Source organism: Nocardiopsis salina YIM 90010 (assembly GCF_000341025.1).
Classification (GTDB): domain Bacteria; phylum Actinomycetota; class Actinomycetes; order Streptosporangiales; family Streptosporangiaceae; genus Nocardiopsis; species Nocardiopsis salina.
In genome coordinates this window covers 111,343-125,067 of record NZ_ANBF01000124.1, presented here as the reverse complement: position 1 = coordinate 125,067, position 13,725 = coordinate 111,343, and the positions used below count along the sequence as shown (strand labels likewise).

Here is a 13,725-nt window from a genome sequence, read left to right as displayed (position 1 = left end):
CATGACCTATTTGATCTGCGAAAACGTACTTCGTGACCTCCGGGTGCCAGATGCCTCACAGAGGGTCTTTCCACAGGTTGTCCACAGGCTTTCGCAGGCTTGTGGACAACTTCACCCATCCCCTCGAACGGGTGTCCGGTAATCTTGCCCCGTCATGCCCAGACTGCTCTCCGCCGCACCCTTCCGGCACCGCCACGACCGGGAGATCTTTGCACTCGCGGTCCCCACGTTCTTCGCGCTCATCAGTGAGCCGCTGTTCCTGCTCACCGACTCCGCCATCGTCGGCACCCTCGGCACACAGGCTCTCGGCGGGCTCGGGGTGGCCGGGCAGGTCCTGCTGACCCTGGCGGCCGTGTGCATCTTCCTCGCCTATGGGACCACCGCCGCGGTGGCTCGTAAGTTCGGGGCCGACGACATCCCCGGCGGGATGCGCGACGGGGTCGACGGTCTGTGGCTGGCCGCACTCCTCGGTATCGCCGCCATCGGGATCGGGTGGCCCCTGGGCCCGTATCTGATCGAGATGCTCGGCGCCTCGCCCGAGGTCGCACCCTACGCTCTGACCTATCTGCGCATCAGCCTGCTGAGCACTCCGTTCCTACTGATCATCATGGCCGGGACCGGGGTCCTGCGCGGCCTCCAGGACGCCCGCACCCCGCTCGTGGTAGCGGTCGCCTCATACGCGGGAAACGCCCTCCTGTGTGCGCTCTTCGTGCTCGTCATGGACTGGGGCATCGCCGGTTCGGCGTGGTCCTCGGTGATCGCGCAGGGGGCGGGGGCCTTCTGGTACGTGGCCACGATCGCCCGGTCGGCCCGCGGGCACGGGGTCTCCCTGGCGCCGAGCCTGTACGGCCTGCGCCGCTCGGCGACGGCCGGGTTCGCGCTGTTCCTGCGCAGCGTCTCCATGCGCGTGGTCGCACTGGTCACGACAGCGGTCGCCGCCCGTCTCGGAGACGAGTCGATCGCCGCTCACCAGGTCAGTTACAACATCTGGGCCCTGCTCGTCTTCGCCATGGACGCCGTGGCCATCGCGGGACAGTCCATCGTGGGCCGCTACCTCGGCGCCGGCGACGTCCGAGGCACCCGGAACTCGACCCGTCGCATGGTCGAGTGGGGTGTGATGGCGGGCCTGGTCTTCACCGTCGTGGTGCTCATGGTGCTGCCCTGGGCACCTGTCCCCTTCACCGACGACCCACACGTGTCCTCACTGATCATGGCCTCGTTGGTCGTGGTGGCGCTGATACAGCCGTTGAGTGGGGTGACGATGGTGCTGGACGGGGTCCTGATGGGGGCAGGGGACCAGCGTTACCTCGCGTGGGCGTCCCTGTGGACGATGCTGGCGTTCTTGCCTTTCGCGCTGGTCCTGCCGAGTGTGGCGGGGTCACAGCTGTGGGGGTTGGTCGGCCTGTGGGGGGCCTTCGCAGTGTGGATCCTGGCCCGTGCCCTCACCCTGGGGCTGAGGGCACGGGGCGGCGCTTGGCTGGTCACCGGGGCCGAGCGGCCCCGGTGACGGGTCACGCGACCGGTTCGCGCTGACCGATCGTCGGACCGTGGTAGTGGTCGGCAACCCGTTCGGCCTCCGGGCGCCCGGGGAACGACGGCAACTGTTCCGGGCGCAGGTCCAGGTCCACGGCCCCGTCGAGTTCGCTCCGCACGCTCGCCATCTTGCCCACGGTGTCGCTGCGCAGCTGAGGCAGCAGCGCATACAGCTCATCACCGGGGCAGTTGGTCGAGTTGTAGTCACGGTGTCCGACGATGGCCTCCTCCGGGTCCAGCCCGTACGCGGCACACAGCCAGGCACACGTGTCGGCGAGTGCGTCGAGGAGGTCTCCGGGCGGCGTGGCCGAGGTGTAGGTTCCCTCGTTCTCGATCCCGATGGTGTGGTCGTTGTGGTCGGCGGTGTGGGCACCGATCACGTGCGTTCCCTCGTCCACGGCGGACAGGGAGCCCTCACGGCCCTCCATGATGTGTCCGCCGCGGCTGATCGTGAACTGCTGTCCGGTGTCGGCCCACCCGTTGGTGTCCATGTGGAACTTCTGGATGGAGCGGGACAGAGCGGCCGCGTGCGAAGTCGAGGTGTCGGAGACGTTCCCGGTCGCGGTGTGGTGAACCACGATGTGTGTCGGTCCACCCGACCGCACGTCGATCGTCTCCCCAGGTGCTCGGGCGCCCCAGTCGGCCCGCGTGAACACCTTCGGCATCGCGGCGGCCCGGGCCTCGCGTGCGGTGGTCGTGCCCAGCCCTCCACCGAGCAGTACACCACCGGCGAGGAGCGCGGCCCCGCGGAGCATGGTCCTGCGGTCCAGTCTCTCTACGGCCATCGATGCTTCGTCCTCTCTGTGCGGGGCATCCGGGATGCCAACACAGAGAACACGATAGATTACCAACTGTGATCACACTTGGGCTTTCGGAGGGCGGCGTGTCCGTTTCAGGCGCAGACGAAAAAGGCCCCGCCCCGCGCGAGGCGGGACGGGGCCTTGGACGGTCGGCCGTGGCTAGACGCCGGAGACGTCCAGCTTGATGGTCGCGCTGACCTCGGGGTGGAGGCGCACGTCGACCTTGTGGGCGCCGACCGACTTGATCGCGTTCTTGATCTCGATACGGCGCTTGTCCAGCTCGGGGCCACCGGAGTCCTTGACGGCCTCGGCGACGTCACCGGCGGTGACCGAACCGAACAGACGGCCGCCCTGGCCGGCGCGCTGCTTCAGGCGCACGGTGAGCGACTCGACCTGGCCGGCGATCTGACGGGCCTCGTCCAGCGTGCGGATGTCGCGGGAGCGACGGGCGCGCTGGATGAGGTCGATCTGCTTCTGGCCGCCGCGGGTCCACTCGATGGCGAACCCACGGGGGAGCAGGTAGTTACGGCCGTAGCCGTCCCGCACCTCGACGACATCGCCGGGGGCTCCGAGACCGTTGACCTCGTGGGTCAGGATCAGCTTCACGACAAAAACCTCCCTCGGAGTTTCCCGGCTATCGGGTGCTGCTGGTGTAGGGCAGCAGGGCGACCTCACGCGCGTTCTTGATCGCGGTGGCCACGTCGCGCTGGTGCTGCGTGCAGTTACCGGTCACCCGGCGAGCACGGATCTTGCCGCGCTCGGAGATGAACTTACGGAGAAGCGTGGTGTCCTTGTAGTCGATGTAGGACTGCTTCTCCTGGCAGAAGATGCACACCTTCTTCTTGGGCTTGCGCGCTGCCGGCTTCGCCATCGTGGTGCTCCTTCGCAAGAGCCCCGGGTCGTTCCCGGGGATGGTCTATGACAAATGGATGGTGGCACGGTGCCAGTCGGACACCGGCCGGGGTGATACTCGGTGCTCGACCTCGGACTAGAACGGGGGCTCGTCGGAGAACCCGCCGCCGCCGAAGCCGCCGCCACCGCCGTTGGTCGCCCACGGGTCGTCGGCGGGAGCACCGCCGCGACCGCCCTGGGGTCCGCCGCCGAAGCCGCCTCCCTGGTTCCCGTAGCCGCCGCCCTGGGGCTGGCCGCCACCGAAACCGCCGCCTTGGCCGCCGAACCCGCCGCCGCCCGGACCGGCCGTCTTGGTCACCTTGGCGGTGGCACGGCGCAGGGCGGGGCCGACCTCGTCGACGTCGATCTCGAAGACAGTGCGCTTCTCACCCTCGCGGGTCTCGAAGGAACGCTGCTTGAGGCGCCCCTGGACGATGACACGCATGCCGCGCTGGAGGCTCTCCGCGACGTTCTCCGCGTACTGCCGCCAGACGGCGCAGGTGAGGAACATGGACTCTCCGTCCTTCCACTCACCCGCCTGACGGTCGAAGGTGCGAGGCGTCGAGGCCACTCGGAAGTTGGCGACCGCGGCTCCACTGGGCGTGAAGCGCAGTTCAGGGTCGTCGACGAGGTTGCCGACGAGCGTGATCTGGGTTTCGCCTGCCATGGATCGGCTCCGGTTCGAGATAGACGGATCAGGCGCTGGGGCCTGTTCCCCCGATCATCCGCGCCGGTGACGACAGAACGGAATGCTCGGAGGCAGGGGGTGTGGACAACCGCCGTCCTATGGGGACGGCCCGGGCCCTAGTGGACCTCGGGGCGGAGCACCTTGGTGCGCAGAACGGACTCGGCGATGCCGAGCTGGCGCTCCAGCTCCTTGACCGTGGCGGGCTCGGCGGTCAGGTCGACGACCGCGTAGATGCCCTCGGCGTTCTTGTCGATGTCGTAGGCGAGACGGCGCTTGCCCCAGATGTCGACCTTCTCGACCGAGCCACCGTCGTTGCGGACGATGCCGAGGAAGTTCTCCAGCGACGGGGCGACGGTGCGCTCGTCGAGGCTGGGCTCGAGGATGACCATGATTTCGTAACGACGCATGAGCGTGCGTTCCTCCTCTGGACTGTTGCGGCCATGGAATCTCCATGGCAGGAGGTCAGGTGCCCCGTTCCCGTCACCCGGACCGGGCCGGGGAGTGATCGGGGCTCTGAGCCGTACGGGAGCCAAGATTACCAGCAGCTCCGTACCACCCTGTCGGTGTCGATCCTCCCCTGTGGACAGCGAGAGGGGCCGGCGTCCGCGCTGTGCTGCGCGGTCGCCGGCCCCTCGTCACCGTGTCGGCATGTCGACCTGTCGGAAGATCGGCACATCGCGACGTCGACCTGTCGGTGTCACTCCCGCTGGGGCCTGACCAGGCTGCTGTCGCGCGTCTCCTCCTCCTCGTCCTCGGGGTTCGGGGGGAAGAGGCCGCCTTCGTCGTCGTCCTCGTCGTCCTCGTCCTCGTCCTGGCACTCGGGGTGACCCTCGAACCGCGGGTCGTCGCAGTCGATCTCCTCGGGCTCACAGTTGGGGTCGAGCGGGTGGCAGTCCTCCGGAGGCGTGGGCTCCTCGGTCGGTTCCTCCGTCGGCTCCTCGGTCGGCTCCTCCGTGGGCTCCTCCGTCGGCTCCGGCGTGGGCTCCGGGGTGGGCAGGAAGCTCTGGTCCTCACCGATGAACTGCGGTGGCGGGAACTCCTGGACCTCCTCGCCCTCCATCGCGGTCGTCATGAAGTCGTTCCAGACGTTCGCGGAGGTGGTGCCACCGAAGATCTCCATGTCGCCCTCGCCCCTGACTTGCAGCGGTTCGGCGCTGGCCCGGCTCAGGCTGACCGCGGTGGTCAGCTGCGGGGTGTACCCGACGAACCAGGCGGAGACGGCGTCGGACGAGGTACCGGTCTTGCCTGCGACGGGGCGGCCGTCGGGCAGCGCGGCGTTCTCCCCACCGCCGTTCTCCACGACCTGCGTCATGGCGTGGGTGGCGTCGGCGGTGACGTCGTTGTCGAGGACCTCGTTGCCGTTCTCGACCTCGTCGGCGTCGTTGGGTTCGATGACCTCGCCGTTCCGGTCACGGATCTCGGTGACCATGTGAGCCGGTTTCTGCTCGCCCTGCGCAGCGAAGGTGGCGTAGGCCGAGGCCATGTCCAGGGTGTTGACCTGGTGGGTGCCAAGGGCCACGAGCGGCCCCTGGACCGAGGTCTCGGTCCGAGCCGGGTTCACGCCCATCTCCACGGCCAGGTCGTCGACGTTCTCCACGCCCGTCTCGACCATCAGTTCAACGTAGGGGGTGTTGATGGAGTCGGCCGTCGACTCGATGAGGTCGACCTCGCCGTAACTCTGCTCACCGGCGTTCTGCACCGGGCTCTCCAACCCGGGGAACTCCTGCGGGGAGTCCCCGTCGAACTGGCTGTTGAGGCTGGTGCCGTTGCGCAGAGCCGCTGCGAGCACGAACGGCTTGTACGCCGAACCCGCCTGTGTCTGGTGGGTCAGCGAGTTGTTGACGACCTCGGCAGCGTTCGGTCCCCCGTTGAAGGCGACGATCTCCCCGGTCTCGGGGTTGACGGAGGTGAGTCCGCGCATGGTGTCGTCGGCCATCTCCGGGAGGACGTCGAAAGCGTCCTCGGCGGCGTTCATCAGGTCCTCGTCCAGCGAGGTCTTGATGGTGTAGCCCTGAGTCGCGATGTCGGCACCGGTGATGCCGTCGTAACGGCGCTCCACCTCGTCGACGACCGCGTTGTTGACGTAGGCGAGCTGCGGGTCGCTCTCTTCCTCGGGGTTGTAGTCGACCGTCTCCGGGAACTCGAGGTTCTGCGCCTCCCCCTCGGGCAGTCCGAGGTCGGAATCGAGCTCGTTGAGCGCCGCGAGCTGCTGCTGGAGGTAGTCCCAGCGCTCGCCCCGCATGACCTGGTCGTGCGGGCCACCCGGCTCCGGGTTGGAGAACGCGCTGGGCTGCTGGATGATCAGCCCGATGAACGCGCCCTCGGCGTCGTCGAGCTCGGAGACCGGCTTGTCGAAGTAGGCCTGGGCAGCTGCCTCGACTCCGGAGGCGTTGCGCCCGAAGTAGATGGTGTTGAGGTACTGCTCGAGGATCTGGTCGTGCTCGAGCTGCTGGGCCAGCTTGATGGAGATGAAGATCTCGCGGATCTTCCGCTGGATCGTCTGCTCCTGTGAGAGCCCGCCGTAGTAGTTGCGGGCCATCTGCTGGGTGATGGTCGAGCCACCGCCCGCCTCACCGCGGGAGAGCAGGGCACGCGCCGTACCGGTGATGCTGACACCCGGGTCCTCGTAGAAGGTGTGCTGCTCGGCTGCGAGCACCCCGCTCACGACACTGTCCGGGATGTCCTCGAACTCGACGGGAACTCGGTTGACCTCACCCGTGGTGAGGGCGACGCTCTCCTCGTCCTCCTCCTCGCCGGCCCACATGATCTGGGTGGCGCTGAGGTCGACCTCGGCCTGGTGGTCGAGGTCGTCGGCGTCGGGGGCCATCGAGTACAGGACGGCGAAGGTCGCGACACCGGCGATGATCAGGAGGCCGAAGACCGCGAGGGCCGGCTTCCAGGCCTTGGCGAAGAAACGCTTCCACCAGGGGCGGTCGTCGCCCGCGGCACTGCGCCGGCGACCACCACGGCCTCCTCCGCCGTCTCCACGGCCCGGAGGACGGCGGCCCCCTTCGGCACCGGCTGCATGGGTGCGGTCGCGCTCGCGGGGGCCGTCGGCGCGGCGGCGTCCGCCGGCCCTCTGGTCGTCGGGCCGCCGGCGGCGGGGGCGTTCACCCTCGGCCCCGTGGGCAGCGGTCTCGGCGTCGGGGCGCCGGCGGCGGGGGTGCTCACCGTCTTCGGGAGGACGGCGCCGGTGCCCTTCGGGGGGCCTGCGGCGGCGGCCTTCCCCTGGAGGGGGCTCGCCCTCTGGGGGCCGACGGCGGCGCGGCCGTTCGGGGGGCTCCTCTCCCCAGAACCCGTTCTCCTCGCCGGCCTCCGGCCGACGGCGCCTACCGGGACGCTCGCCCCCGTGCGGGACGCCGTCCCAATCGCCACCGTCGCCGTGCGGACCGTCGACCGGGCCATCGGCCCGTCGACGGCCGCCTTCGGCACTCCGTCGTCGTTCGGTACTCACGTGGTCCTCGATTGCCTCTCACGGCCGGTCGGCCTGACGATTCCTTGGTGGAAACGGGGGGACGGTCCCCCTGGGGGATCGGTGATCCGCGACCTGCGTCCGCGGTGCTGACGTGGCTCGGCCGGTGGTTCGTGCCTCGGCACGGGGCCTCGGCCGGTGCCTTCGCCTGTCGTTCAAGGCTTGATGAAGAGACGCCCACGCGGGCGCGTAGGTTTTCAACAGGTCGCGAAGACGTTGGCCGCTTGTTCCTCCTGATCGTTGGCCAGCGGGGCTCGCAACCGTCGGCGCAGGGGGCCGACGGGGGCCGTCATGGGCGCGCGTCCCATGGGGGCTGAACGGCTACGCACGCAAATCAAAAGTCACGGTAGAGCGATGAAACGGCATAGCACAACCCACGCGCGAGAGTATCGCGCGTGACCGAGTTGTCGGCCACGCCGGGGCGCTGGGCACCGATCAGGGCAGTTCACAACACGCGTCCCGAACAGGTATCGCACATGCCCGAGGCGCCCGGTTGTGCGCTCGGTGACCGCTCCGTACCTTCCTGTGCCGGTGTGAGATTCAGCGCCCCTGAGCAGGGGGAACTCGGTACCAGTGGTGCCGCACGCGGGGACGGATCCCGTGTGGCCGCCCTGACCTGCCGGGGCGCCCCGGACCCCCGGCGTACGGTCGTGCGGGCCGGGCCGGTGGTCGGCGATAGAGTCATACCGAGCAAAACAGCCAGAGTTGCATGTTCCCCCCGACTGCCGACGGCCGTTCAGGGGAGGCCGCGCCAACGGCGTCCGTGGGACGTCCGCACGGCGGCTGAGGGCGGGAACAGATCCGCCCCGGGCGCTGCTGACCTCAACACGGACAACAAGAAGCAGAACGGCGAGCCCCGGTCCGACTCCGGAGCGGGCGCGTCGAGCTGTGCGCTGTGGAATCCATGTTCGCGGAACAGAAGGAGCAAGGACCAATGGGTTCGGTACGTGTAGCCGTCGTGGGCGTCGGCAACTGTGCGGCGTCGCTCGTCCAGGGCGTGCACTACTACAAGGACGCCAACCCCGAGTCCCGGGTACCTGGCCTGATGCACGTCCAGTTCGGCCCGTACCACGTGCGCGACATCGACTTCGTCGCCGCCTTCGACGTGGACGACAAGAAGGTCGGCCACGACCTCGCCGACGCCATCACCGCCAGCGAGAACAACACCGTCAAGATCTGCGACGTGCCGCCGACCGGTGTCCCCGTCATGCGCGGGCCCACTTACGACGGCCTCGGCCGTTACTACCGGGAGATGATCCAGGAGTCCCCCGAGGACGCCGTCGACGTCGTCGCCGCTCTCAAGGCGAGCGAGGCCGACGTCCTCGTCTCCTATCTGCCGGTGGGTTCGGAGGAGGCCGACAAGTTCTACGCGCAGTGCGCCGTGGACGCCGGTGTCGCCTTCGTCAACGCCCTCCCGGTCTTCATCGCCTCCGACCCCGAGTGGGCGGACAAGTTCACCAGGGCCGGGGTCCCGATCGTCGGCGACGACATCAAGTCGCAGATCGGCGCCACCATCACCCACCGTGTGATGTCCAAGCTGTTCGAGGACCGCGGCGTGGTCGTGGACCGCACGTACCAGCTCAACTTCGGCGGCAACATGGACTTCAAGAACATGTTGGAGCGCGAGCGCCTGGAGTCGAAGAAGGTCTCCAAGACCCAGTCGGTCACCTCGCAGATCCCGCACGAGCTCAACGCGGGTTCGGTGCACATCGGCCCGTCGGACCACGTGCCGTGGCTCGACGACCGCAAGTGGGCCTACATCCGCCTGGAAGGGCGCGCCTTCGGCGACGCCCCGCTCAACCTCGAGTACAAGCTCGAGGTCTGGGACTCCCCGAACTCCGCCGGCATCATCATCGACGCGGTCCGCGCCGCGAAGATCGCCAAGGACCGCGGAATCGGCGGCCCGATCCTGGCGCCCTCCTCCTACTTCATGAAGTCCCCGCCCGTGCAGTACAGCGACTCCGATGCACACGCACAGGTCGAGGAGTTCATCGCGGGCGGCGACGGCGCCTGACCCCGCCGCGAACACAGGGCCCCGGCCCGGGGCACGAGCGTTCCCGGGCCGGGGCCCTACTGCGTCCGGAGTGCCCTGTGCCCGGGACCTCGTGGACGACGTCCTAGGGTGAAGCCGTGTCCTCCTTCTTCGGCGACCTGCGCGTGGTGCTGCGCGGCGCCCGGTTCCGCCGCCTGTTCGGCACCCGCCTGGTCTCCCAGTTCTCCGACGGGATCTACCAGGCGGGCCTGGCGGGCTTCGTCTTCTTCAACCCCGAGCAGCACACCAGCGCTGGGGCGGTCGCGGCCGCGTTCGCCGTCCTGCTGCTGCCCTTCTCCGTGGTGGCACCGTTCGCGGGTGTGCTCATCGACCGGTGGCCACGCCGCCAGGTCCTGCTGATCTCCTCCCTGGTCAAAGCAGTTCTCGGGCTCGTCACCGCGGTGCTGGTCGCCCAGGGCGCGGGCCCGGCGTTCTTCGTGGCCGCGCTGCTGGTGCTGAGCGTCAACCGTTTCTTCCTGTCCGGGCTCTCGGCCGGCCTGCCGTACGTGGTACCGCGCGACCAGCTCATGATGGCCAACGCCGTCACCCCCACGTGCGGCACTGCGGCCAGCTCCCTGGGCACCGGCGTCGGCCTGGCGATCGGCATGATCGGCGGGGAGGACGCGCTGGGGACCGGGATCATCCTGTTCGTGGCCGCGCTCGGGTTCGCCGCCGCCGCACTCGTCTCGCTCACCCTGAGATACCGGGAACTGGGCCCCCACTTGGAGGAGGAGCCCGAGGAGGTGCGCGCGGCCGTCCGCAACGTGCTGCGCGGGATGCTGAGCGGACTGGGGCACATCGGCGACCGCGTCCCGGCCCGCGACGGCCTGTTGACGATGGGCGTGCACCGCATCCTGTTCGGTGTCTCGACGCTCATGACACTGCTGCTGTACAACAACACCTTCACCGGTGGCGGCGTCGCCGGCCTCGCCGGTTTCTCGGTTTCGGCCGCTCTGCTCGCGATCGGGTTCTTCGCCGGCGCCGTGGCCACCCCGTGGGCGACCGCCCGGATGAGCGCGAGCGCATGGATCGCGTCGCTCCTGGCCACAGCCGCCGTCGCCCTGGTGGTCTTCGGACTTCCGTTCTCACCGACGCTGTTCCCGGTGGCCGGATTCGTTCTGGGCTTCGTCTCGCAGGCCGTCAAGGTCACCGTCGACACGTTGGTTCAGCGACATGTCGACGACGCGTTCCGCGGCCGGGTGTTCTCGGTCTACGACGTGCTGTTCAACGCCACGTTCGTGCTGGGCGCGGCTCTCGCCGCGGTCTTCGTCCCGCCCTCGGGGGTGAGCGCGGCCGTGGTGGTGGCGATGGTGCTGGTGTACGCGGCGCTCGCCACGGGCTGGACGGTGCGTGCACGCAGGTTGTCAGCCACATGTAAGGGCCGTGGGGCACTCTGGGCGTAGAGCGGCGACACGGTCGCCGCCCACGACCGAGAGGAGTCCCCGTGCGCATGTCCGCCAAGACCGTCCTCATCTCGGGCGGCGGTGTGGCCGGCCCGGCGCTGGCCCACTTCCTGTCCCGCCACGGCTTCGTCCCCACGGTCGTGGAGCGTGCCCCCGCTCCCCGGTTCCAGGGGTTCCGCATCGAACTCTCCGCCCAGGGCCTGACCGTCCTGGACCGGATGGGACTGCACGAGCGGGTACAGGCCGTGAGCGGCGCTCCGCCCGACGCGACGATCGCCTACGCAGACGGTCCGGAGGTCAACATCCCCAGTTGGGCCGAGGGCGGCAGGGCCATCGCCCGCGACCGCCTGTGCTCGCTCCTCCACGAGGAGGGCGCGCGGGCGGCCGAGTATCTGTTCGACGACTCCGTCACCGCGGTGCACGAGGACGACGAGGGTGTGCTCGTGCACTTCGAGAACCGGGAGCCGCGCCGCTTCGACCTCGTGGTGGGTGCCGACGGGCTGCACTCCAACGTGCGCGGCCTGCTGTTCGGCACCACGACCGAGGACCACGCCCACTTCCTCGGCACCAACCTGGCCATCTTCACCGTGGACAACCACACCGGCCGGGAGAACTCGACCAGGTTCCACGTGTGGCCCTACCGCGGGTCGGCGGTGACCACGTTCCCCGGCAACACCGACCTCGAGGGCATGTTCCTGTTCCGGAGCATGCGCCCGGTCGATGCCCAGGGCATGGACCAGGACGACATCAAGGACTTCGTGGAACGGGTGCACTCCGACCTCGGCGGACACGTTCCCGACCTCCTGCGGAACATGCACGGCACCCGGGTGCATCTGGCCCCGTCCCAACAGATCAAGATGCAGGACTGGCACCGGGGACGCGTGGTACTGCTCGGCGACGCGGCGCACTGCCCGGACCCGATGACCGGGATGGGGAGTGTGCTGGCCCTGCTCGGGGCGATGGCGCTGGCCGGGGAGCTCGCACGCCACGACGGTGATCACCTGCGTGCGTTCGCCGCCTACCGTGAAGCGATGCGCCCGCACGTGGACGCCGCTCAGAAAGTGGGGCCGCTCTCCACCGGTTTCGCGGCGCCGCGTACAGGCCGTGCGGGGATCCGCGTGCGGTCGGCGGTCATGCGTGCGTCGTTGGCCGCGCTCAGGATCTCCGGGAAGGAGGGTTCAGGGGCAGGGGACCCCTTCGGCGCCCCGCCCGAGTTCCCCTTCGACCGGTACACCCCGTGACGCGCCCCTGCCTCACTCGGCGTGCTGCTCGGCCCACTCCAGGAGCTCGGCCTTGGCCTCCTCCTTGGACATGGGGCCGTTCTCCAAGCGCAGTTCCAGCATGTACCGGTAGGCCTTGCCCACGGCCGGCCCGGGTTTGATACCGAGGATCTCCTGGATCTCGTTGCCATCGAGATCGGGCCGGATCCGGTCCAGCTCCTCCTGCTCTGCGAGCTCGTCGATGCGACGTTCGATGTCGTCGTAGGAGCGCGCGAGCGCCGCCGCCTTGCGCTTGTTGCGCGTCGTGCAGTCGGCCCGGGTGAGGATGTGCAGACGCTCGATCTGGTCACCTGCGTCGCGGGCGTACCTGCGCACAGCCGAGTCGGTCCACTCGCCCTTGCCGTACCCGTGGAAGCGCAGGTGCAGCGAGACGAGCTTGCTGACCGCGTTGACGACGTCCTTGGGGAAGCGCAGCTTGTTGAGGCGCTTGCGGCTCATCGACGCTCCCACCACCTCGTGGTGGTGGAAGGTGACGCGGTTGTTTCCCTCGAACGAGCGGGTCTTGGGCTTGCCGATGTCGTGCAGCAGTGCGGCCAGACGCAACACGAGGTCGGGTTCGTGTCCGCGTGAGCGCTCCAGGTCGATGGCTTGGTCGAGCACGGTCAAGGAGTGCTGGTAGACGTCCTTGTGCCGGTGGTGCTCGTCGATCTCCAGGCTCATCCTGGGGATCTCGGGGAACACGTGGTGGGCGATCCCGAGGTCGACCATGAGCTCGACGCCGGTGCGCGGGTTCGGGCTGAGCATGAGCTTGACGAGCTCGTCGCGCACCCGTTCGGCCGAGACGATGGTGAGCCGATCGGCCATGTTCCTGGCCGCCTCGGCGACCTCGGGGGCCAGGGTGAAGCCGAGCTGCGCGGCGAACCGGACCGCTCTCATGATGCGCAGCGGGTCGTCGCTGAAGGAGTCCTCGGGCCTGCCGGGCGTTCGCAGCACCTGGGAATGCAGGTCGCGCAGGCCGCCGAAGGGATCGACGAAGGTGCCGTCGGGCACGTGCACCGCCATCGCGTTGACGGTGAAGTCACGGCGCAGCAGATCGTCCTCGATGTCGGTGCCGTAGGCGACCTCGGGCTTGCGGGACTTCGGCGAGTACGACTCGCTGCGGTAGGTGGTGATCTCCAGCTGGAAGCCCTTCTTGCGCAGCCCCACGGTGCCGAAGTCGATGCCGACGGTCCACACCGAGTCGGCCCAGCCGTCCACGAGCTCGAGGATGCGCTGGGGCACCGCGTCCGTGGTGAGGTCCACGTCGTACGAGTCCCTGCCGAGGAGGGCGTCGCGCACGGGCCCGCCCACGAGCGCGAGCTCTTGGCCCTGTGCGGCGAAGCGTTCACCGAGCTCGTCGGGCACGGGCTGGATCGAGTCGATCAGGGAACCCAGGGACGACCTCTGGGCATCGGTCAACCGACCGGTCTCGTGGCGGGCGGTGTCGTCGCCCGGAAGCTCTGTGTTCGGCACACCACGCAGGTTAGGCGGCCCCGACGGGTGACCGCGAATCGTCCCGCACGCGCGTGAGGTCCATGAGGCACAGATGACCGGCAGCGGACGCGCCGCACTGCCCCTCGGCACCATCCGGTGTTCCCGGGAGGGGGTATCTTCGGTGCAGTGGTGGGACGCCGTCCTTCGCGCCCG

General features: G+C 69.0%; 11 protein-coding genes. 4 read left to right on the top strand and 7 right to left on the bottom strand.

Going from position 1 to position 13,725, the window contains the following annotated elements; translation table 11 throughout:
* The first annotated feature begins 154 nt into the window (after positions 1-154).
* Positions 155-1,507, top strand: coding sequence for an MATE family efflux transporter (locus tag D474_RS0114155; RefSeq protein WP_017614213.1), 1,353 nt, complete (start codon positions 155-157; stop codon positions 1,505-1,507).
* Between the two features lie 4 nt (positions 1,508-1,511).
* Here D474_RS0114155 and D474_RS0114150 read toward each other — a convergent pair whose 3' ends face one another.
* The 6 genes from D474_RS0114150 to D474_RS28765 form a co-directional block, all read right to left on the bottom strand.
* Positions 1,512-2,318 carry a peptidoglycan recognition protein family protein gene (locus D474_RS0114150; protein ID WP_017614212.1) on the bottom strand — a complete coding sequence of 269 codons (807 nt, stop codon included), beginning with the start codon at positions 2,316-2,318 and terminating at the stop codon, positions 1,512-1,514.
* 174 nt (positions 2,319-2,492) lie between these two features.
* Positions 2,493-2,939: a 50S ribosomal protein L9 gene (rplI, locus tag D474_RS0114145; RefSeq protein ID WP_017614211.1), complete on the bottom strand. Its 447-nt coding sequence runs from the start codon at positions 2,937-2,939 to the stop codon at positions 2,493-2,495.
* A 28-nt stretch (positions 2,940-2,967) separates the two neighbouring features.
* Complete coding sequence (gene rpsR / locus D474_RS0114140; RefSeq protein ID WP_017577046.1) at positions 2,968-3,204, bottom strand: 30S ribosomal protein S18; 237 nt, start codon at positions 3,202-3,204, stop codon at positions 2,968-2,970.
* 117 nt (positions 3,205-3,321) lie between these two features.
* Positions 3,322-3,891 carry a single-stranded DNA-binding protein gene (locus tag D474_RS0114135; protein WP_017614210.1) on the bottom strand — a complete coding sequence of 190 codons (570 nt, stop codon included), beginning with the start codon at positions 3,889-3,891 and terminating at the stop codon, positions 3,322-3,324.
* A gap of 137 nt (positions 3,892-4,028) precedes the next feature.
* Positions 4,029-4,319, bottom strand: coding sequence for a 30S ribosomal protein S6 (rpsF, locus tag D474_RS0114130; RefSeq protein ID WP_017614209.1), 291 nt, complete (start codon positions 4,317-4,319; stop codon positions 4,029-4,031).
* 290 nt (positions 4,320-4,609) lie between these two features.
* On the bottom strand, positions 4,610-6,739 hold the full coding sequence (locus D474_RS28765) for a transglycosylase domain-containing protein (RefSeq protein WP_017614208.1): 2,130 nt from the start codon (positions 6,737-6,739) through the stop codon (positions 4,610-4,612).
* Between the two features lie 1,579 nt (positions 6,740-8,318).
* Between D474_RS28765 and D474_RS0114120 the strand changes: the two genes are divergently transcribed.
* The 3 genes from D474_RS0114120 to D474_RS0114110 all read left to right on the top strand — a co-directional run bounded on the left by D474_RS0114120 (position 8,319) and on the right by D474_RS0114110 (position 12,060).
* Positions 8,319-9,398, top strand: coding sequence for an inositol-3-phosphate synthase (locus D474_RS0114120; RefSeq protein WP_017614207.1), 1,080 nt, complete (start codon positions 8,319-8,321; stop codon positions 9,396-9,398).
* A 116-nt stretch (positions 9,399-9,514) separates the two neighbouring features.
* Complete coding sequence (locus D474_RS0114115; RefSeq protein ID WP_017614206.1) at positions 9,515-10,819, top strand: MFS transporter; 1,305 nt, start codon at positions 9,515-9,517, stop codon at positions 10,817-10,819.
* A gap of 47 nt (positions 10,820-10,866) precedes the next feature.
* Entirely contained in the window at positions 10,867-12,060 is a 1,194-nt protein-coding gene (locus tag D474_RS0114110) for an FAD-dependent monooxygenase (RefSeq protein ID WP_017614205.1), read from the top strand.
* Between the two features lie 12 nt (positions 12,061-12,072).
* On the opposite strand, the gene D474_RS0114105 is transcribed toward D474_RS0114110, so the two are convergent.
* The gene (locus D474_RS0114105; RefSeq protein ID WP_017614204.1) at positions 12,073-13,551 is read right to left on the bottom strand and encodes a CCA tRNA nucleotidyltransferase; all 1,479 of its coding nucleotides are present in this window, start codon (positions 13,549-13,551) and stop codon (positions 12,073-12,075) included.
* Positions 13,552-13,725 lie beyond the last annotated feature (174 nt).